Below are 20,484 nucleotides of genomic sequence, written 5' to 3' on the forward strand. Positions count from 1 at the left end.
GTCCGGTGCCGTCCGCCCCGTCCGCCGTACACCGGGGCCGGCGCGTACGCCCGAGGGGTGCTGCGGGCCTCCCGCCGGGGGGAGCGGCCGGGCGTCGCCGCGGGGCCGTCTAGGGTCGGGGCATGCGGATCCGACTCTCCCGGCGGTGGGCGGCGCTCGCCGCGGCCGGCGCGCTGCTCGCCGGCGCGGGCACCTTCACCGCCGTCGCCTCCGGCGGCGAGGCCCCCGTGCACCGCGAGGACACGGTGCTCGCCGTGGAGGGCGTGAAGATCGACACGTCGTTCTTCACGTCCGGCTCCGGGCGCCGCCCCGCCGTGCTGCTCGGGCACGGCTTCGGCGGCGGCAAGGACGACGTGCGCGCCCGGGCCGAGCGGCTCGCCCGCGACGGATACGCCGTACTGACCTGGAGCGCCCGCGGTTTCGGCCGCTCCGGGGGGCGGATCGGCCTCAACGACCCGCGCTACGAGGTCCGGGACGTGCAACGGCTGGTCGACTGGCTGGCGAAGCGCCCCGAGGTGCGGCTCGACGGGGCCGGCGACCCGCGCGTCGGGGTGACCGGCGCGTCGTACGGCGGGGCGGTGTCGCTGCTGGCCGCCGGGCACGACCCGCGCATCGACGCCATCGCCCCGCAGGCCACGTACTGGAACCTCGCCGACGCGTTCTTCCCCGACGGCGTGTTCAAGAAGCTGTGGGCCGGGATCTTCTTCACCACCGGGTCCGGCGGTCCCGCGACCCCCGACGGCCCCGCGGACCCCGGAGTCCCCACCGACCCCGGCGGACCCGCGGCCCCCGGCGGTCCGGAAGCGGTGCGGCGGGCCACCGCCTGCGGCCGCTTCCAGCCCGAGCTGTGCGCCATGTACGAGCGCGTCGCCGTCACCGGCGAGCCCGACCCCGCCGCCCGCGCGCTGCTGGAGGCGCGCAGCCCCTCCGCCGTGGGCCACCGCATCAAGGTGCCCACCCTCGTCGTGCAGGGCCGGTCGGACTCGCTGTTCCCGCTCTCCCACGCCGACGCGATGGCCTCCGCCATCGCCCGCAACGGCGCCCCCGTCGCCGTCGACTGGACCACCGGCGGCCACGACGGCGGCGCCCCCGAGACCGACCGCGTCCAGGCCCGGGTCACCGCCTGGTTCGACCGGTACCTCAAGGGCGACGAGGGCGCCGCCACCGGCCCCGCCTTCCGCACCACCCGCACCGGCGGCGTCGACTCCACCGACGGCCGGGCCACCCTGCGCGGCGCCACCGCCGACCGCTACCCGGGCCTGCGCGCGGGCGCCCGCGCCGTCCCGCTCGCCGGGCCCCCGCAGACCTTCCGCAACCCCGCCGGGGCCACCCCGCCCGGCATCTCGACCGTGCCCGGCGGCGGGCTGTCTGAGCTGTCCGCCCTCGGCGTCGGCGTCTCCCTCGACTTCCCCGGCCAGCACGCCCGCTTCGAGTCCCGCCCGCTCGACGAGCCGCTGCGGATCACCGGCACCCCCACCGTCCGCGTCACCGTCGCCTCCGACAGCGGCCGGGCCGTGCTGTTCGGCAAGGTCTACGACGTCGGGCCGGACGGGCGCCGGCAGGTCCTCCCGGCCCAACTCGTCGCCCCGGTGCGGATCGACGGCGCCGAGGGCGGCCGGACCGTCGACCTGACGCTCCCCGCGATCGACCACCGGGTGGAGGCCGGGCACCGGCTGCGCCTCGTCCTCGCCGCCACCGACCTCGGCTACGCCTCCCCGACCGCCCCCGCCGCATATACCGTCGCCCTCGCCGGCGGCGGGCTGTCCGTGCCGACCGCGCCCGCCGTGCGTACTCGGGCCGCCGCACCGCCCTGGTGGGTGTGGGGCCTGCCCGCCGGGGGCGCCCTCGTCGCGGCGGCGCTGCTGCTGACGGCCCGCCGCCGCACCGCCGCGCCCGCCCCGGACCCGGAGCTGGCCGGCGTACCGCTCGTCATCGACGGCCTGACGAAGCGCTACGCCGGGTCCTCCGAGGCGTACGCCGTGCGCGACCTGTCGTTCCGCGTCGAGAAGGGGCAGGTCCTCGGCCTGCTCGGGCCCAACGGCGCAGGCAAGACCACCACGCTGCGCATGCTGATGGGCCTCATCGCGCCCGACGCCGGCGAGATCCGGGTCTTCGGGCACGCGGTGCGGCCCGGGGCGCCCGTCCTGTCCCGCGTCGGCGCGTTCGTGGAGGGCGCCGGCTTCCTCCCGCACCTGTCGGGGCGGGAGAACCTGGAGCTGTACTGGCGGGCCACCGGCCGCCCCGCCGGGGACGCCCACCTCGACGAGGCGCTGGAGATCGCCGGGCTCGGCACGGCGCTGGCCCGCGCCGTCCGCACGTACTCGCAGGGCATGCGGCAGCGGCTCGCCATCGCCCAGGCCATGCTGGGCCTGCCGGACCTGCTCATCCTCGACGAGCCGACCAACGGCCTCGACCCGCCGCAGATCCGCGAGATGCGGGACGTGATGATCCGCTACGCGGCCGGCGGCCGGACCGTCATCGTCTCCAGCCACCTCCTCGCGGAGGTCGAGCAGTCCTGCACCCACCTGGTGGTCATGGACCGGGGCCGGCTCGTGCAGGCCGGGCCCGTCGCCGAGATCACCGGCAACGGCGACACGCTGCTCGTCACCACCGGGGGCGACCTGCCGCAGCCGCTCGTCGAGAAGGCCGCCGCGCTCCCGGGCGTCGCCTCCGCGACCCGTGTGGACGGGGGCCTGCTGGTGCGGCTCGACGGCACCGCCACGGCCGCCGCGCTCGTCGCCGGGCTGGTCCGGCTCGACGTGCCCGTGACCGGGGTGGGCCCGCACCGCCGCCTGGAGGACGCGTTCCTCACCCTGATCGGAGGAGGTGCCGCATGACCGCGCCGCCCGACTCGGCGCCCGGCTACCGCGCCGGGCACACCCTGCCCCTGCGCGTCGAGGCGGTGCGGCAGCTCAAACGGCGCCGCACCGCCGTGATGGGCGCGGTCCTCGCCGCCCTGCCGTTCGTCCTGATCGCCGCCTTCGCCATCGGCGGCGACCGGGACGACGGGCCGGACGACCGGATCACGCTCATGGACACGGCGACCGCGTCGGCCGGGAACTTCGCCGCGACCTGCCTGTTCGTCTCGGCCGGCTTCCTGCTGGTGATCCCCGTGGCGCTGTTCTGCGGGGACACCGTCGCCTCCGAGGCCGGCTGGTCGTCGCTGCGCTACCTGCTCGCCGCACCCGTGCCCCGCGCCCGGCTGCTGTGGTCGAAGCTCGTCGTGGCGCTGGGCTTCAGCGCCGCCGCGATGCTGCTGCTGCCGCTCGTCGCGCTCGCCGCCGGGACCGTCGCCTACGGGTGGGGGCCGCTGCGGCTGCCGACCGGCGGCGCACTGCCCGCGGCGGACAGCCTGGGACGGCTGGGGATCGCCGTCGCGTTCGTCTTCGTGTCGCAACTCGTCACGGCCGGACTGGCGTTCTGGCTGTCCACGCGGACGGACGCGCCGCTGGGGGCGGTGGGCGGAGCGGTCGGTCTGACCGTCGTCGGAAACGTCCTGGACGCGGTGACGGCGCTCGGCGACTGGCGCGAGTTCCTGCCCGCGCACTGGCAGTACGCCTGGGTGGACGCGCTCCAGCCGCGGCCGGAGTGGGGCGGCATGGCCAAGGGCACCGCCGTGTCCGTGGCGTACGCACTGGTGCTGTTCGCGCTCGCCTTCCGCGGCTTCGCCCGCAAGGACGTCGTGTCGTAGCCCTTCCCGCGGAGTCGGCGCCGGGGCCGGACCGGGGGCCGGGCGCGGAGAACGGGCCGGGTCCGGCGCCGGGTCCGTGTCCCGGCCCGGTGTCGGAGCAGGGTCCGGAGCGGGGACGGGGACCGGGGCCGGGGCGGGGCAGGGTCCGGCGTCCGGCGGGCCGCGGGGTCACAGCCAGCCGCGCCGCGCCGCCTCCACCCCGGCGCGGAACCGGCTCGTCGTCCCCAGCACGGCCAGCAGCTCGCCCACGCGTCTGCTGTACGTGCGCGTCGACACGCCCAGCCGAGCCGCGGCCGCCTCGTCGGTCAGCCCGGCCGTCAGCGCGTCCAGCACCGGACACAGCCGCGGCGGCAGTCCGGTGCCCCGGCGCCGGGCCCGGTCGGCGTCCTCCCCCGCCTCCCACCACGCGCGGTGCGTCCGCACCAGCGCCCGGACGACCACCGGGTCCCGGACCAGCAGCAGCCCGTTGTGGAACAGTTCCAGGTCGAGCGGGACCGCCGCGACCACCCGGTCCGCCACGATCATCTCGAACGGGATCGCGTCCGCCAGCCGCGCCCGTACGACCGGCCGCGCAGGACCGGCCGGGTGGGCCGCCGTCAGCCGGCCCAGCGCGTGGCGCGGCACCACCCGCCGGACCGTCCGCACCCGCTCGGCGGCCGTCCGCACACACGCTTCCACCAACTCCGCGAACGGCGCCGGAACCGGCCGCCGCACCCCGATCGCCGGGTCGTCGAAGACCAGCAGCTCGCGGCGGGCCGATCCGCTCAGCGCGGCGAGCGCGGCGCGGACGTGGCGTCCGCCCGCCACCGGCCGGCCGGGCGGGTGCGGAGCCGGCGGGGGAGCCGCCGCCCCGGTCGGCGCGCCCCCGAAACCCCCTCCCGCGCGGCCACCAGACCCAGTACGGGGCCCTGGGCGTTCACCACGGCCGACCACCCCCGTCATCCCCACAGTACGCACACCCGCCACTCCATGTACTCATGTGACTTCGCACCGTGACAAGGGGGGTCTTTCCCGATGGCGTGTCCAAGCCAAGCGCTCCGGACCGCGGAAGGGGCGCCCCTTCCGCGCGGTCCGCCCCGGCGCACCACCGGGAGCGCGCCGCGCCCGCCGTCCGGGTGACGGCTGCACCGGTTCGCAGTACCGCGGATGGCGCCGGACGGGGCGGTGTGTCCGGATGGAGCGGAGGCCGGCGCGCCGCGCCGGCCGGCAACCGACCCCGCACGAACGGACGACGACACCACCATGCGTACGTACCGCTGGGCCGCGACGGCCCTCACCTGCCTCACCCTCTCCGGCATAGCCGCCGCCCCGGCGCTCGCCGCCGGCGACCCCCCACCGACCACGCGTTCCTCCGCGCCGCCCACCAGGGCAACCTGACCGAGATCGCCGCCGGCCGCGACGCCGGCAAGAACGCCACCACCGCCTGCGTGAAGAAGGTCGGCGCCGTCCTGGTGCGCGACCACACCAAGCTCGACGCGGCGACCCGCGCCCTCGCCGACAAGCTGGGCGTCGACCTGCCCACGGCCCCGTCGCCCGAGCAGCAGCGGATCCTCGCCTCCGTGATGGCCAAGGCCGGCACCGGCGCCTACGACGTGGCCTGGCTGAAGGCCCAGGACGCCGCGCACACCAAGACCCTCGACATGATCGACCACCAGATCGCCGAGGGCAGGGAGGCGTCGGTCACGGCCGCCGCGAAGGCCGCCCGCCCGGTCGTCGCCCACCACCTGTCCATGGTCCGCGGCGGCACCTGCCACGAGGACACCGCGCACGTCCCGAACAGCATCCACGCCGGCAACGGCGGCCAGGTCGCCCTCGCCGACGAGGGCGTGCCCGCGTTCGTCGCGGTACCGGCCATGGCCGTCGGCGGGATGCTCGTCGCGGGCGCGGCCTTCTGGGCGGCCGGGCGCATCCGCCGCAACGACATCCGCTGACGCGCCGTGGGCGGCCGCCTCCGGCTGACCGCCGAACCCGGCCCCGGCCGCCTCCCGGTCTGGGCCGGGGTCGCGGGCGCCGCCTCGGCGGCCCTGGCGCTCCTCCTCCCGGCGGCCGGGCCGTCCGTCCCGCCGGACACGGGCAGGGTTCCCCCCGGCACCGGCACGGCGGCCCCGGCCGCCGAGGCCGCCCACTCCCCGCCGGTCGCCCTCACCGTGCCGGGCCACGTCGCCCGCATGCCCGTCGACCCGGTCGGCGGCACCGACGACGGCGCGCTGGACCTGCCCGCTTCCCCGTCGCGGCTCGGCTGGTGGGCGCTGGGCGCACGGCCGGGCGCGGCGGCGGGCACCCTGCTGCTCGCCGGCCACCTCGACTCGGCGGAGGAGGGGCCGGGCCCCTTCGAGGCACTGCACTCGCTGCCGATCGGCACCCTGGCGCACGTGGCGGCGGCCGACGGCGGCCGCCACACGTACCGGATCGTGGCGCGCCGCACCTACCGGGCGGGCGCGCTCCCCGACGACCTGTTCTCGGCGGAGGGCCGCCCCCGGCTGGCGCTGGTCACCTGCGCGGGCGCGTTCGACCCGGAGGAGCGGGCGTACGCCGAGAACCTCGTCCTGTACGGCGTGCCCGTCTGAGGACGGAGGGAACCCCGGGGCGTCCCCCGGCGCGGCGGGCACCGGAAGCACGGGACCCGCCGCGCCGGGGTCGGCGAGCCCTCTCGATCCGGCCACCGGTCGGGCGACGGTGCCGCGGGGCGTCGCAGGCCGGTTGCCCGGAACCGTCCCACGCACCGCCAAGGTGGAGAGCTCAGCGGCCGCGCGGCGCGTACATGATCACGGCCATCCCGGCGAGGCACACCAGGGCGCCGATGACGTCGTGGCGGTCGGGGCGGTAGCCGTCGACGGCCATGCCCCAGGCGATCGACCCCGCGATGAAGACACCGCCGTACGCGGCGAGGACGCGGCCGAAGTGGGCCTCCTGCTGCCAGGTCGCCACCACCCCGTACAGGCCGAGGGCGACGACGCCGGCGCCGACCCAGGCCCACCCCCGGTGCTGGCGGAGGCCCTGCCAGACGAGCCAGGCACCGCCGATCTCGAAGAGGGCCGCGACGAGGAACAGGACGGCGGAACGGGCGACGGTCATACCGGCCGACCCTACCCGCGGCGCGGGGCGGCACCACCGGCCCGGCCGGGTGCCGGCGGCGGGAGGCCGGAACGGGCACCCGCCGCTGTCCCACTGCCGTCCCGCCGCTGTCCCACTGCCGTCCCGCCGCCGTCCCATTACCGTCCCGCCGCCGGACGGTCCGGCGGAGGCACGCGCAGGACCACGGCGGGGCTTCTCCACCACCCCGGCCGCGCTGTCCGCCCGGCGCTCCGGTCCGAAGACACCGTCCGGCCCGGGCGGGGACTCGACGTCGACGCCGTATCCGCGGCGCGCCAGCGCCTCCAGCCCGTGGCCGTAGCCCTGCCCTGCGGCACGGAAGCGCCACGTCGGGCCTCGCCCGGAACCCGGCGGGCAGCAGGGTGCGTTCGCCGTCGGTGGCTTCTCCGGCGCCGGTTTCCCGTGTGGCGTCCCCGGGCGCACGCCCTTCGGCACCGTGAGGAAGTCGCGCTCATCGACGATCCGGGCGCCTCCGGCACCGCGCGACGGGCCTTGGCCGGACCCGAAACGGCGTCATCGGTGACGAGAGCGCCGGTGTGCCGGCTGACCGGGGCCATGACGTTCGGGCGGGACGGCGATCTCCGTACCCCGGACGAGCGGACCTCCCGGCTCCAGCAGGCCGGGGTCGCGATGGGCGCACGGGCATCTGGCGGTCCTGCTGCGACCAGCCGGGGACACCTCCTGGCTGTGAACGGACTTCACCGCCCCTGACGTGCGGTGGCGCACGTCCGTCTCGCCTCGACGGGGAGAGACGCCCGGGGCGGGGATCCCGGGTGCCTCTCCCCGAGTTCTCCTCACACGGCCCCGGAGGTCGCTGCTCCCCGCAGGGAGAATCTGGCCACAGGCCCTCTCGGCACCCACCCACCGGCCGGTCCCCGGCCAGGAACGGTCCACGCGGCGGCGATCCTTTGTGTGGCGGTGGCCGCGGGATCCGCCCGGGTGCTTGTGTCAGAAATTCCTGTATCCACCTTCGACGAACCAGGAACTACGGGCGAGGGCTTGGTACATGACTGCTCGCCAATGGTTGAGGCCGCCGGTTTCCCTGCTGCTGGCGATGCTTTCGGACATTCGCTCCAAGTAGGAGGGAAGGGCTTGTTCTGGCAACATGGAGAGGAAGGTGCGGAGCCCGCTGATCTCCTGGCCTGCATGGGACGTATACAACTCGGCCAGTCCGAACGTGCGAAAATGCAGGCGCACCCGGTTCGACAGGGCGGTGTCCCACCCTTTCGGAGGCTCTACGAAATAGACTACCGAGGGGGGTGCGATTTCAGATTCGATGACGCGGGCGTGGAGCCACTGTTCACGTGTAACGTCATCGAAGTAGGGGTGAAGCGTCTGGTCGCTGGAAGTTCTGGGAAAAATCGAGCGCTTGATCCAGTTGCAACTGCTGCATGCGGGCACCAGATTAGAAGGTGTCACGGCGAGTAATGGGAAGTGCGCCTTGGGCATCTGATGGTCCAGCGTCTCGACGGTACGCTGTCCGCAGAGAGGGCATATGCCATGCTTGGGTGCCTTCCTGAGCCTGTTGTAGACGTCGTTCCCGGGAGTTCCGGATGGCACCATCCTGTTCTTGTAGGTTTTGAGGAGTTCTGCCCGGTCGTCCTCATCCTCTGGCATACCTTTGAGAGCTGCCAACGTGTGAAGAGCGGTTGCGGCTGCGGCAGCCTCGTACTGCCTGCTGGCATCGACGACGTCATCTGCGAGTGCTTTGAGGCGGTGCTGCGTGACTTCGCGTGCGGAACCGACGCATCTGAGATAGAAATCCCGTACGGGTATGTCGGGCCGCGGCAGAGGTCTCACCTGAATCGGTCCTCCACCGCAGGCCCGAGGCCTCCCCCCAGATCGCGCACGGTGATGAGCCCCTGAGTGAGGGCACGGGCCTCCCCGCCGAGCCGTCCTCCGAAGGTGTTCAACACCTCCTCGAAACTCATCCCCTGCCGCACGAGTTGCTTCAGGTACCGGTGATACCCGGAATCCGTGACCTCAAGGCCGAATATCTCGTGCGTAAGGATTCCTACATTTTCTCCGAACGTTTCGATGACGGGACGCTCGGCCACCATCTCATCGTCATAGCGGCGCAACTTCCATACGCATGAGGTCGGCACCTCCTGTAGTACCACCGGCGAGTGGGTGGCAATTATCGCGAGACCGTTGCGATCGGTCAGCAGATCGGAGAGGGCGCGAACGAAAGCGGCCAGAAGCGGGGGATGCAGGTGAGACTCCGGTTCGTCAATCACCACAAGGGTGCGCTCCGTGACGTGTTCGACGAGACGCGTGAGCGTTAAGAGGACGGCCTTGTGTCCCGAGCTCAGGTTCTTGAAGAGGTCGGTGGCTTTCTGCTTGCGTTGTTCGGGGATTTTGATTGCCAGGAAGTCCTCGACCCATGAGTCTTGCAGGAAGCCGCTTCCTGCGTATCGCAGCGTCCGGAGCGCGTTCGCCCAGCGCTGTGCTCGTCTGCCGGTTAGGCAGGCCTCCACGCTTTCAGTGAAGTCATGAGCCAGTTGGTCCGGTGTCTTCGTCCTGCTCGGAAACTGTCCGGTTGGACCGGGCAGTTTGAGACCGACATACGAGTACCGATCGATCCCGACGTCCTCGTCGCGGATCTGAGGGAACTCGTCGAAGGCGCTGAACGTGACGCTTACCAGGTTGGCGAACGTGTCCAGGTTTCCGCGGCCGGCTTCGAGGATTCTGCCGACGTCGGCCGCATCCGAGTGCCTGTCTGCGATGCAGAGGGTGAGTTTGTTCAGTAAGTACGATTTGCCCACGCCGTTGCGCCCGATGAGAACGTGGATGTTTGTCGGCGGTACCGACTGAGGGGTGACGGTGAAAGGCAGAAGTACCGGGTCCTTGCCGCCCCCTTCGGGCACAGGCGGCTCGTAGACGACTTCGAACCCGCGAACACGCTCTCCGCCGCGGGCGATTCGGCGGAACTGGTCCTCGACCGCAGTGGCCTGCACGAAGCGCATCAGTGACTTCCGGGTGACTGGCTCGGTTCGGGCTTGGTGGTAGATGCCCTCGTCATAGACCATGTCCCGCAGAGCGACCAACACAATGTCCCGTGTCTGGTGTCCCAGGGCGACCAGATTGGTGTAGTAACTGTCGTCCTGCCCTAGGGAGAAGAAGCTCTCAGTCAACTGGTCAAAGCGAGCGGGGAGGGACAGTGGCGAGCGAGCCCGCATCCCGTGCTTGCCGATTTTCACCTCCCCGATGTCGTGCCGCACGCCATGCTCGTCGTAGACGACCAGGTAGAACAGGGTAGCGAATCCCAGGTCGTCCCACCTGTCCGCGATGAGCAGCGCGCGATAACGAAGGCCTGTCGGCTCCCTCTGGCCTTGTCGCATCACTTCGAACCGCATTACCCCCCCCATGTAGGTCCGGCGCCCGGACACGCGCCCGTCTGTTCGGCATCCGGCCGTTTGCCGGACGGCGGGCCCTGCGGGTGCTACTCGATCAGAAGGCGAACCAGTTGGTCCAGTTCCTCGGCGTCCGGGGAAGTGCTGAGCACCTGTCGGACCACTTGACGGAGTTTGACGAACCCCTTGGACCGGTCGAGCTGCAGTTCGGAGACCCTTTGATGTTCCGCGGCGCCGATCGTGGCGATTCTCGCGTGTGCGGCCTCTGACGGATCGTATGTGGGGATGGGCAGCTCCCACACCGCCTTGTCGATGTCACGCTCGTCCTTTCCGTAGGACATGAGCGGACGGACCAGTTCGGTGAGCGCCGGCGTGTTCAGGATTGCGGTCAGATAGAACCCTTCGGCTTTGCTCGACACCGTTCCCCAGTAGAGCTTGTGTTCCAACACGGCGTTCGGGTCGTCGACGAGCGCAGCGGTCACGTGCATCCCTGAAGCCCCGTACACCACGCGCAGCGAGGTACCGGGCAACTGGTCCGTCAGCTTCTTGCGGAAGTTCAACTGCTCCGACAGCGAAAGCCTTTCGCTGCGACGGTGCCTGTTCCACTGGTCCTCGGCGTTCCTCCACCAACGAGCAAGGTCGGGGTAGCGGTCCAGGTGGGGATGGTCGCCGTCCATCAGCGTGCCTGTAGCCTCGATGGGGAGAACAGCTTGTTTCGATTCCAGCACCATGTAGGGAAGGATGCTCTCCCCTAGGAGAACGGGGCGAATGAACTCCTTCTCCACAACCCCTTCCATGTCGGGTAGGTCTCTCCACGGTGTCTTCTCGAGGTTGTTCCGTTCGGAACGTACGGAAACGCGTCCGCCGCCCAGACCCAAGGGATTGACCTGTTCCGGTTTCACGAAGAACAGGTACTTGGGGTAAATCGTTGCCCCGTTGTTGAAGCGTGAGCGGTAAGGAGAGGAGATCAGCGACTCCTTGGCGTACTTGAGCTGGGCCTCCTCCCGTCTGATCCAGCCCTTGGCTTGTGCCCATGTCGTTGCTGTACGGGAAATCTTCCCGGTCCATCGTTCGGTGGACCTGGAAAGCGGAGTCGGGTTGTTCCCCTGCGCTGAGGCGCCGATGCCCACTGTGATGCGGCGACCGAAGACGACGGCGCTGCCACGGGGGAAGAAGTGGGGGCGCAGTCGGCGCAGGTCCCATGATCCGGAGAAGGCGACCTTCACCGGTGTTTCAGGGTCGGGGTAGTCGCCGCCCCGGAATCCTGACCAGTACGGACGATCCAGTACAGGATTCGGAACCACGAAGGCGAAAATGCCGTCTTCGCGTAGGTAGTGCTCGATGGCCCTCGCGATGAAGAGCCCCGAGAGGTCCTGATGAGTTGCCACCTCATCCCCGCGCCAGAGCTTTCGGGACTGAGACATCTCCTTGAAGAGCTCTTGCATGTCTCTCGGCATGTGGCGATAGGACAACCACGGCGGGTTACCAATCAGAACGTCCACTCGGTTCTCTGCGCGGGAGAGCCACATGGGCCGGGCCAGGTTGCGTACGTAATACGACCAGATGTGGTCACGGCCTTCGTCGACGAGTTCACACAGCAGCCTGAAGTTGTGAGTCAACTCCTGCTGGTCCTGCTCGGAGTCGATCGCCAGGCGATTGAACACCGCGGTGAGGGGCGGGAACTTGCCCGGCGGTCGGTTCGTTGCTTTTTCTGCGAGTTCGTTGACAAGGCCGTCGAACTTGACGGCGTCGGCGAGAAGATGCTCGGAAAATCGAAGTTCATTCTCGTAGAACTGGCCGCCGGCGCCGGTTCGAATCACCAAGTGGCCGTGGTCCAGCAGGTCAGTGCGCTGCTGCCACTGGAAGCTGTCTCCCAGGTAGACCGGTACCCTTATGTCCTTGCGGTCACTTGAGGTGAGGCGTTCTTTTCCGATGGCGAGCAGGTAGGTGACGCGGGCCAGGGACACGGCCACGGGGTGGAGGTCGATGCCCGCTACGCGGTCGATGAGTTCGGCAAGCGACTTCTTGAGCGGCTGCCCTGCGGCCTCTGCAGTTTCGAGGTATCGGCGGACGGCGTGGAAGAGGAACGTTCCCGATCCGCACGACGGGTCAAGCACGCGCTGATTCAGGGGATCTGTGACGGTCTCGGAGACCATCTTCTCGGCAAGCCAGTCCGGCGTGTAGTACTCGCCTTGCTTCTTGCGCGTCTCCTGGGCGATCACGGACTCGTACAGCACCTTGAGGACGTCATGTTCGACCTCGTGCCAGTCGAACCGCGTTAGTCTCCGTGCCAGAGTGTGGACGAAGGACTCCCCGCCCTCGACTTCGATGGGCCACCCGAAAAAATCGGATTCGACCACGCCGAAGATGTTGGCTCTGGTAAACAGCTGCCCCTGGACCAGAGTGGCTGCCCGTACGTCCCTGACGTCGATCCCAAGCACCAGGTGCGCGATGATCGCAGCGTTGTTGACAAGTAGCGTGTGTTCGATGAACAGTTCGTCGCTGTCGTCGAACTGAGCTCCTAGAGCGCTCCGCAGAAGGCGTGCCCACAGGTCACGCTTGAGTTTTACGGTGGGCAGGTTCCTGTGCTGCTCGTAGAGCGCGGCGAGCGTCGTGCGGTCGAGCTGGTGCGAAACGCTGTCTGCGCCCATGCGGGCCTCGATTGCAGAGGGCGTGGGCTTGATGCCCTGGGCGGTGGCGAGTACACCTTCCAGCCACAGCAGGAGATTTTCAAGCGGCACGCGAGGCTTGAGCTCGAATCGGCTCACCTGGATGAGGTCGTCACCGGCCAAGCTGTAGGCGCGCCAGTCGGCCCCGTCGGTGAGGATGCCCGCGTACCGCTGGCCCAGTTGTTCGGTTCGTGTACGCACATACCCGGCAAGTTGCGCCTCTGCGGCCTCTCGAACGGTCTTGCTGCGTAGATCTTTCTTGATCTCGATCGCCGTGAAGCCGATCTCGACGTCGATGCGCCGACGATCGCCCACCTGACTCTCGAGCCGCGGCATCACCTCTTCGTGGAGGTCGTCGTCGCCCAGGTTCAAACCGCCATCGAGGAGCAGGGTCCGTACGTCCGCCTGGACTTCCGCTTCCGACCTACCGGCCTTGCGCTTGAGCAGTCGTGCGAGCAACTTCTCGAGATCGTTCTGTGGGCTGGTGGTCATAGTCACCATGGACGCACTGCTCGCTGGATGACCGACGGTACGTCCCTGTTCGTGGACGTCGCCCCTTCGGGTCCTGGTGGCGTCCCCCTCCTTCCTCTTCCGCGACGCGGGCGTCGGCTGTGACGTGGCAGCTGCCTGGCAGGGGACCCATTCTGCCGCCTGGCACATCGGTGATCATCCTTTCGGACTACTTGCGGTCGATCCTTCGTCCTGGGCCGTGGGGCGAGGATCACCGCCCGGCGGGCCCCCGCCGACGGGCAGCACGAACCCCACTCGCGCCCGCCGGGCGGGGCCTGACCGACCGGGGTCGGTGAGACGGCTTTGGGCTGGAGCTGCTTTGGGGCGGGTGATCGTGGCCCCGGAGGATTCCGGCGCGTCGGGCAGTCCGTGGACCCGCCCGGTAGGGCACGGTGTCGGGGCCACGATTCCGAGGCCCGCCCCGAAGCGGCTGCCTGAAGCCGTGGAGCCGGACCCGGCCACAGGGCGTCTTTCCCGTCTTGTGCCCGCAGCCGCCGAGGGCGTCGCCGACAGGTCGGCGCGCGCCCGCGCCGCGAGCGGGCCGGTAACGGCACGGCGGTGCTCCTCGCGACGTACGCCCGGTGCGTCGGCGGGCGGCTTCCGGATCTGAAGCGGCGGCTCGAAGCGGCGGCTCGAAGCGGCGGGCGACCTGCCGGAGGCGCCCGGCGCCGACTGACCCTGCGGCGCGGGGACTTCGACACGTATGCGCCACGGCCGCCCATGGGAACCCGGTGACGGCCGGACCGTCCCGCAGCCCGTCCCTGGCCACCGGGAGGGCGCCCGGGGCTTCGCCGCGTCGACCGGAAAGGGGGCCTCGACCGGCGGGAAGACCCTCCCGAAGGAGGGTCCCGGTCTTGCGCCCCCGGCAGGACTCGAACCTGCGGCCAAGTGCTTAGAAGGCACCTGCTCTATCCACTGAGCTACGGGGGCCGGCGGTGCGGCCTTGCGGCCTCTGGAGCCCGGGAGGGTGGTCCGTGACCTTGCCGGGGACAAGGATAGGGCTCCGCTCACCTTGGTCCGGCCGCTTCACCCGTGTGGCACGATGTGGAGGTTCGGTGAAGCGAACCTGATAATCGCAGGCAGGTGCGATTCCCGCAGCGCTTTTCGCGCCTCGCGGCCCGGGTGTTGTGTACTCGTTATGCCTGCGTCCCACTCATCCCCTCTGTCCCCGTACGATACCGGCGCGCAGGGAGGGTCATACGCTTCAAAAAGATGCTGAAATTGGGCATTCTTCACATGTGGTGACCTTGGACGTACGGCCTCAGCTCCTCGACGCACTCTCCGCCCTGCGCGACCGTGTCGCCGCCGTGCGTCTCCCCCTGCCCGTCCCCGGCGCTCCCCGGGCACGGCAGACGCGGGCCGAGCTGCTGGCCCAGCTCGACGACTACCTGGTCCCCCGGCTCGTCGATCCCGAAGCACCGCTCCTCGCCGTCGTCGGCGGATCGACCGGCGCAGGCAAGTCCACCCTCGTCAACTCCCTCGTCGGGCGCCCCGTCAGCGAAGCGGGCGTCCTGCGGCCCACCACCCGCGTCCCGGTGCTGGTCTGCCACCCCGACGAACACCACTGGTTCTCCGGCACGCGCGTCCTGCCCCGCTTCACCCGGGTCTGGGGCGCACCGGGCGACGACGGCGACGCGGAGCCCGAAGGGCGCGTCCTGCGCGTCGAGACCGCCCCCACCCTGCCCCGCGGCCTCGCGCTCCTGGACGCGCCCGACATCGACTCCCTCGTCGTCCGCAGCCGCGAACTGGCCGCCGAGCTGATCTGCGCCGCCGACATCTGGGTGATGGTCACGACCGCCTCCCGGTACGCCGACGCCGTCCCCTGGCAGATGCTCCGCACGGCCAAGGAGTACGACGCCACCCTCGTCACCGTCCTCGACCGGGTCCCCCACCAGGTGATCGGGGAGGTGTCCCGCCAGTACGAGGCGCTCCTCACCCGGGCGGGGCTCGGCGCCGTACCGCGGTTCACCGTCCCGGAACTGCCCGAGTCGACGGGCGGCGGCAGCGGCCTGCTGCCCGACACCGCCGTCGCCCCCCTCCGCGCCTGGCTCGCCCACCGCGCCCAGGACCCCGACGCCCGCCGGCAGACCGTCGGCCGCACCGCGGGCGGCGTCATCGGCTCCCTCCGGGTGCGCATGCCGGAACTCGCCGGCGCCGTCGCCGTCCAGTGCGCCGCCGCCCTGCGGCTCACGGGCGCCGTCGAGGCGGCGTACGAGCGGGAAACCGACCGGGTGCGGAACGAACTGCGGCGCGGGGCCGTCCTGTCCGGCGACGCCCGGGCCCGCTGGCGCGCCCACCCCGACGACTGCACTCCCGCCGAACTGCTCGACGCCCTCGCCGAGTCCTTCGGCGCCCTCCTCCACTGCGCCGTCGCCGCCGCGGACGAGCAGGTGCGGGAGGCGTGGCGGCGGGAACCGGCCGCCGCCGCCCTCGACGCCGCCCCCCTCAGACGCGACCGGGAGGCGGGGGAGCGGGTGGGCATGGCCGTGCGCCGCTGGCGGCGCGTTCTGGAGGAGCTGGCCGAGGACGCGGCGCGGCGTGCCGGCCGCACTCCCGCACCCGACCCCGACACCGTGGCCGCGCTGCTGGCCGCGGCCCTCCTCGGCGGGCACCGCGCACGCGGGGCGGGGCGACGGCTCGCGGAGCTGATCGGCGCCCAGGGCACCCTCCGCCTCCGCGAGCGGGGGGCGGAGCTGGTCGACGCGTACGTCGACCGCGTCCTGCGGGAGGAGCGGGACCGGCGCATGGCACCGGTCGACGCGTTCGACGTCACCCCGGAACCGCAGGCCGAGCTCATCGCCGCCCTGTCCGTACTGCAGAAGGAGAGGTGACGGCGGGTGAGCGCCGTGGGGCAGAAGTGGGACGACGGGCTGATCGCCCGCCGCACCGCCGCGGGCGCCGGCCCGGCACGCCGGACCGGCGCGGCGGTGGGCGGCCGACGCGCCGGGCACGGCGGGGGCGACGGCGGCGACGACGGGGGTGACGGCGGCCCCCCGCCGCCCGGCGGCGCCTACGCGGGCGCCCTCAAGGAGCGCCTCGACGCCCTGCGCGACCTCCTCGGGCTCTCGGCCACCCGCCTCGACCCGCAGACCGTCGCCGAGGCGGGCCGCGTCCTCGACGAGGCCGCCGCCCGCCAGCGGCTCTCCCTCCGCCACACCGTCGTCGCCATCGCGGGCGCCACCGGAAGCGGCAAGTCGACCCTGATGAACGCGCTCGCGGGCGTCCCCGTGTCGGAGACCGGCCTCAAGCGCCCCACCACCGCCGCCCCCGTCGCCTGCGCCTGGTCCGAGGGCGCCGCCGGCCTGCTGGACCGGCTCGGCATCCCCGGCCGGCTGCGGCGCAGGCCCCTCGCGGGCGGCGACGGCGACGACGCGCTGCGCGGGCTCGTCCTCGTCGACCTGCCCGACCACGACTCGGCCCTCACCGCCCACCGCGCCCAGGTCGACCGCGTCCTCGGCCTCGTCGACGCGGTCATCTGGGTCGTCGACCCGGAGAAGTACGCCGACGCCGCCCTCCACGAGCGGTACCTGCGGCCGCTCGCCACGCACGCCGAGGTCACCTTCGTCGTCCTCAACCAGATCGACCGGCTCCCCGGCGACGCCACCCACCAGGTCCTCGACGACCTGCGCCGGCTCCTCGACGAGGACGGCGTGGCCCTCGGCGAACACGGCGAACCCGGCGCCACCGTCCTCGCCCTGTCCGCCCTGATCGGCGAGGGGATCGCCGATCTCCGCGACGTACTCGGCACGTTCGTCCGGGAGCACCACCCCGCCACGCGCCGCCTGTCCGCCGACGTCGACGCGGCCGCGGCCCGGCTGCGCCCCGTCTACGTGGGGGAGGGGCGGCCCGGCCTCGGCGAGCGGTCCCGCGAGGACTTCGCCGCCCGGCTCGCCGTCGCCGTCGGCGCCGCCGCGGCCGGCGAGGCCGCCGAGCGCGAGTGGCGGCGCAACGCCGGACGCGCCTGCGGCACCCCGTGGCTGCGGCTGTGGCGCTGGTACGAGGGGCTCCGCACCCCCGGTGGCGGGGGCGGGGAGCCCGCCGCCGGGACCGTGCCTCCGGAGGAGGAGCCGGCGGCACGGCAGCGCGTCGAGCACGCCGTCCGCGTCGTCGCCGAGGAGGCCTCGCGCGGACTGCCCGCGCCGTGGGCGCAGGCCGTGCGGGAGGCGGCGGCGCGCGGCGCGCGGGGCCTGCCCGAGGCGCTGGACGAACTGGCCGCCGGCGCCCGCGCCCCGGAACAGGGGGGACGGCCGCCCCGCCCCGCCTGGTGGCCGGTGGCCGTCCTCGCCCAGGCGTCCATGACGCTGCTCCAGGTGTTCGGCTCCCTGTGGCTGGTGGGCCAGATCGTCGGCGTACTGGAACCGGGCCTGTGGCCGCCGGTGCTGGTCATGCTCGCCGGGATCGTGGGCGGACCGCTCGTCGAGTGGGCGTGCGTCGTGGCGGCGCGGGGGCCGGCGCGCAGGTACGGGCAGGAGACCGAGCGGCGGCTGCGCGAGGCGGCGGCGGGCTGCGGGCGGGCCATGGTGCTCGACCCGATCGCGACGGAGCTGATGCGGTACCGGGAGGTGCGCGAGCAGTACGCGACGGTGACGGGGGGCCGGACCCCGACGGGGTGACGGGGTTGTCCACAGAGGCCGTGGCCGTCCACAGGAGCGGGCGGAGTCCGTCGGACACGGCCACCATGGAGAGGACGGACGACGCGGGGGAGCGTCGTCGGACGGGGAGGAGCGGAAGCCGTGAACGACACCCTGGTGACGGTCGTGGGGAACGTGGCGACCAACGTGGAGTACCGGGAGACGCCGGCGGGCGGGATGGCGAGGTTCCGCTTCGCCGCCACGGCCCGCCGCTGGGACCGGGAGCGCGCGGCGTGGGCGGACGGGCACACCAGCTTCTACACGGTGAACGCGTGGCGGCAGCTCGGCGCGAACCTGGCCGCGTCGGTGGCGGTCGGCGAGCCGCTGGTGGTGCACGGCCGGCTGCGGGTCCGCGAGGAGCCCGCGGACGGACGGGACGGGCAGCGCAGGACGTTCGTCGACATCGAGGCGGTGGCCGTCGGCCACGACCTGACCCGCGGTACGGCGGCCTTCCGCCGCGGCGGCGGGAAACGGCCGTCTGAACAGCTCGTGACGGGGCGGCAGAGCGGAGAGGCGTCGCGCGATCCGGAGCCGGTACCGACCTGACCTGGCCTCAACCCGGCTCCCATACCGTCTCGAAAGGGGGGTTACCGCTGGTCAATTCGCCAGTCCTTGACCGGAAAGCAAGGTTCCCACGCCTGGTTCACGATAACGATTTCGATTCGGAACGGTTGAGTGGGGGCACCGGGTGGGACGGGCCGTCCCCGCCTCTCTAGGATTCCCCCTACCCACGGGGCACTTGATTCATCAGGCGAGTCCCACCCCCACGTGCCCTGCGGCGTGTCACACGCCGTGGCTGCCACGTTCCAGAGGGGGATTCGTCCAGAGGGGAAATCTGTGTTTGCTGCGCTTTCTGTCCAGCGGCGGGAGCGGCTCGGCCGCCGACTCGCCGCCGCGGTCCTGACCTCCGGCCTGGTCGCGGGAGGGTCCATAGCCGGAGCGTCCGTCGCCGTCGCCGACGAGACCCCCCAGCACCAGGGCGGCGCCTCCGCCACCCTGACCGGCCTGAAGGTCTACGCCGACGCCGTCCTCAAGAAGGCCGACGGCAAGGAGGAGACGATCTCCGCCGGCCTCTTCGAGATGGCCGTCGACGGGGGCGGCACCCTCAAGACCTACTGCATCGACGTCCACAACCCGACCCAGAAGGAGGCCAAGTACCTCGAGGCCTCCTGGGACCAGACCTCGCTCGGCCACAACAAGGACGCCGGCAAGATCCTCTGGGTCCTGAAGAACTCCTACCCGCAGGTCGACGACCTGGCGGGCCTGGCCGCGAAGGCCGGCGCCGGCTCCCTGACCAAGGAGACCGCCGCCGCCGGCACGCAGGTCGCCATCTGGCGCTTCTCGGACGGCGTGGACGTCACGGCCAAGGACCCGGCCGCCGAGAAGCTCGCGGACTGGCTGGAGGGGAAGGCCCAGAACCTCCAGGAGCCCGAGGCGTCCCTGAGCCTGGAACCGAACGCGGTCTCCGGCAAGGCCGGCGGCAAGCTCGGCCCGATCACCGTCCGCACCAACGCCGAGCGCGCCACCGTGACCGCCCCCGAGGCCTCCGGCGTCAAGGTGACGGACAAGGACGGCAAGCCGGTCACGGAGGCCAAGGACGGCACGGAGCTGTACGTCGACGTGCCCGCCGGCACCGCCGACGGCACCGCGGCCTTCAACGTCCAGGCCAGCACCTCCGTCTCCGTGGGCCGCGCCTTCGCCAGCCTCTCCAAGAGCCAGACGCAGATCCTGGCCGGCTCCAGCCAGTCGACCGTCTCCGCGACCGGCAGCGCCACCTGGGCGAAGAAGGGCGCCATCCCGGCCCTGACCGCCGAGAAGGACTGCGCCAAGGGCGGCATCGACGTCACCGCGAAGAACGAGGGCGACGAGGCGTTCACCTTCGAGCTGGCGAACCAGAAGGTCGAGGTCGGCGCCGGCGAGTCGAAGACCGTCACCGTCCCGGTCGGCGAGGACCAGGCCTACGACTTCAGCGTCGCGCTGCCCGGCGGCGAGACGAAGACGTTCAAGGGCGTCCTCGACTGCAAGACCAGCGGCGACACCACCCCGCCGACCACCGGTGGCGACGAGCAGAGCCCCGAGCCGAGCTCCGAGCCGAACCCCCAGACCGGCGACACCACCGGTGGCGCGACCGGCGGTGACACCGCCGGCGACCTCGCCGAGACCGGTGCCTCCAACGCCACGCCGATGATCGCCGGCATCGCCGTCGCGCTCCTCCTGCTGGGCGGCGGCGCGGTCTTCTTCCTCCGCAAGAAGAAGGGCGCCGCGGCCGGCCAGTGACCCCGAGGCGGCCCGCAGGAGCGGCCCCGGACGCGCACCGCGCCCGGGGCCGCTCCTTTTTTCCCGCCGCCCCGCCACCCCGCCGCTTCTACGGCCGGCCGGCGGGACGCGGGCTCGGTACGCCGCCCCACGGCTCCGGCCCGCACCCCGGTGACCGCGACGGGCCGCGCCGGGGCCGCCGGCTGTACGGGAGTGCGACGGGAGACCGGACCGGCTGCGCGGGAGCACGGCGGGCCGCCCGCCCGTGCGGGAGCACGGCG

The 20,484-nt window shown here is 72.2% G+C and carries 14 protein-coding genes and 1 tRNA gene; 9 read left to right on the top strand and 6 right to left on the bottom strand.

What is annotated here, in order from left to right; translation table 11 throughout:
* Window positions 1-122 precede the first annotated feature (122 nt).
* Entirely contained in the window at window positions 123-2,837 is a 2,715-nt protein-coding gene (locus tag LUW75_RS16720; protein ID WP_250336326.1) for an alpha/beta fold hydrolase, read from the top strand.
* Window positions 2,834-3,691 (top strand): ABC transporter permease, encoded by an 858-nt coding sequence (locus tag LUW75_RS16725; RefSeq protein ID WP_250336327.1) that lies wholly within the window; start codon window positions 2,834-2,836, stop codon window positions 3,689-3,691. The genes LUW75_RS16720 and LUW75_RS16725 overlap by 4 nt, the downstream gene beginning before the upstream one ends.
* Window positions 3,692-3,859: 168 nt before the next feature.
* On the opposite strand, the gene LUW75_RS16735 is transcribed toward LUW75_RS16725, so the two are convergent.
* Window positions 3,860-4,498, bottom strand: coding sequence for a helix-turn-helix domain-containing protein (locus LUW75_RS16735; protein WP_250336328.1), 639 nt, complete (start codon window positions 4,496-4,498; stop codon window positions 3,860-3,862).
* A 435-nt stretch (window positions 4,499-4,933) separates the two neighbouring features.
* Here LUW75_RS16735 and LUW75_RS24360 point away from each other — a divergent pair, with 435 nt between their 5' ends.
* The 3 genes from LUW75_RS24360 to LUW75_RS16745 are packed head-to-tail and all read left to right on the top strand — an operon-like array spanning window position 4,934 to window position 6,258.
* Entirely contained in the window at window positions 4,934-5,068 is a 135-nt protein-coding gene (locus LUW75_RS24360; protein WP_284453886.1) for a hypothetical protein, read from the top strand.
* A 5-nt stretch (window positions 5,069-5,073) separates the two neighbouring features.
* On the top strand, window positions 5,074-5,622 hold the full coding sequence (locus LUW75_RS16740) for a DUF4142 domain-containing protein (RefSeq protein ID WP_250337705.1): 549 nt from the start codon (window positions 5,074-5,076) through the stop codon (window positions 5,620-5,622).
* A gap of 6 nt (window positions 5,623-5,628) precedes the next feature.
* Window positions 5,629-6,258, top strand: coding sequence for a class F sortase (locus LUW75_RS16745; RefSeq protein WP_250336329.1), 630 nt, complete (start codon window positions 5,629-5,631; stop codon window positions 6,256-6,258).
* A gap of 172 nt (window positions 6,259-6,430) precedes the next feature.
* On the opposite strand, the gene LUW75_RS16750 is transcribed toward LUW75_RS16745, so the two are convergent.
* From LUW75_RS16750 to LUW75_RS16770, 5 genes are all read right to left on the bottom strand, one after another.
* A complete protein-coding gene (locus tag LUW75_RS16750) occupies window positions 6,431-6,766 on the bottom strand; it encodes a YnfA family protein (protein ID WP_250336330.1) in 336 nt (111 codons plus the stop codon).
* Between the two features lie 966 nt (window positions 6,767-7,732).
* Window positions 7,733-8,584, bottom strand: a complete 852-nt coding sequence (locus LUW75_RS16755) for an HNH endonuclease (protein ID WP_250336331.1) — start codon at window positions 8,582-8,584, stop codon at window positions 7,733-7,735.
* On the bottom strand, window positions 8,581-10,140 hold the full coding sequence (locus LUW75_RS16760) for an AAA family ATPase (RefSeq protein WP_250336332.1): 1,560 nt from the start codon (window positions 10,138-10,140) through the stop codon (window positions 8,581-8,583). Before LUW75_RS16760 ends, LUW75_RS16755 begins: the two co-directional genes overlap by 4 nt.
* A gap of 86 nt (window positions 10,141-10,226) precedes the next feature.
* A complete protein-coding gene (locus LUW75_RS16765; RefSeq protein WP_250336333.1) occupies window positions 10,227-13,298 on the bottom strand; it encodes an N-6 DNA methylase in 3,072 nt (1,023 codons plus the stop codon).
* Window positions 13,299-14,173: 875 nt separating this feature from the next.
* Window positions 14,174-14,246 (bottom strand) — tRNA-Arg (locus LUW75_RS16770).
* Window positions 14,247-14,563: 317 nt separating this feature from the next.
* Here LUW75_RS16770 and LUW75_RS16775 point away from each other — a divergent pair.
* The 4 genes from LUW75_RS16775 (at window position 14,564) to LUW75_RS16790 (ending at window position 20,224) form a co-directional block, all read left to right on the top strand.
* Window positions 14,564-16,147 carry a dynamin family protein gene (locus tag LUW75_RS16775; protein WP_250336334.1) on the top strand — a complete coding sequence of 528 codons (1,584 nt, stop codon included), beginning with the start codon at window positions 14,564-14,566 and terminating at the stop codon, window positions 16,145-16,147.
* A gap of 15 nt (window positions 16,148-16,162) precedes the next feature.
* Window positions 16,163-17,929, top strand: a complete 1,767-nt coding sequence (locus tag LUW75_RS16780) for a GTPase (RefSeq protein ID WP_250337706.1) — start codon at window positions 16,163-16,165, stop codon at window positions 17,927-17,929.
* 120 nt (window positions 17,930-18,049) lie between these two features.
* A complete protein-coding gene (locus LUW75_RS16785; protein ID WP_250336335.1) occupies window positions 18,050-18,493 on the top strand; it encodes a single-stranded DNA-binding protein in 444 nt (147 codons plus the stop codon).
* 291 nt (window positions 18,494-18,784) lie between these two features.
* A complete protein-coding gene (locus LUW75_RS16790) occupies window positions 18,785-20,224 on the top strand; it encodes a Cys-Gln thioester bond-forming surface protein (RefSeq protein ID WP_250336336.1) in 1,440 nt (479 codons plus the stop codon).
* Window positions 20,225-20,484 lie beyond the last annotated feature (260 nt).

Source organism: Streptomyces sp. MRC013, assembly GCF_023614235.1.
Lineage (GTDB): Bacteria > Actinomycetota > Actinomycetes > Streptomycetales > Streptomycetaceae > Streptomyces.

Excerpts from the sequence above, each read along its gene's own strand:
- LUW75_RS16760 (WP_250336332.1), bottom strand. The coding sequence starts at position 10,140 with ATGCGGTTCGAAGTGATGCGACAAGGCCAGAGGGAGCCGACAGGCCTT.
- LUW75_RS16725 (WP_250336327.1), top strand. The coding sequence starts at position 2,834 with ATGACCGCGCCGCCCGACTCGGCGCCCGGCTACCGCGCCGGGCACACC.
- LUW75_RS24360 (WP_284453886.1), top strand. The coding sequence starts at position 4,934 with ATGCGTACGTACCGCTGGGCCGCGACGGCCCTCACCTGCCTCACCCTC.
- LUW75_RS16720 (WP_250336326.1), top strand. The coding sequence starts at position 123 with ATGCGGATCCGACTCTCCCGGCGGTGGGCGGCGCTCGCCGCGGCCGGC.
- LUW75_RS16765 (WP_250336333.1), bottom strand. The coding sequence starts at position 13,298 with ATGACCACCAGCCCACAGAACGATCTCGAGAAGTTGCTCGCACGACTG.
- LUW75_RS16750 (WP_250336330.1), bottom strand. The coding sequence starts at position 6,766 with ATGACCGTCGCCCGTTCCGCCGTCCTGTTCCTCGTCGCGGCCCTCTTC.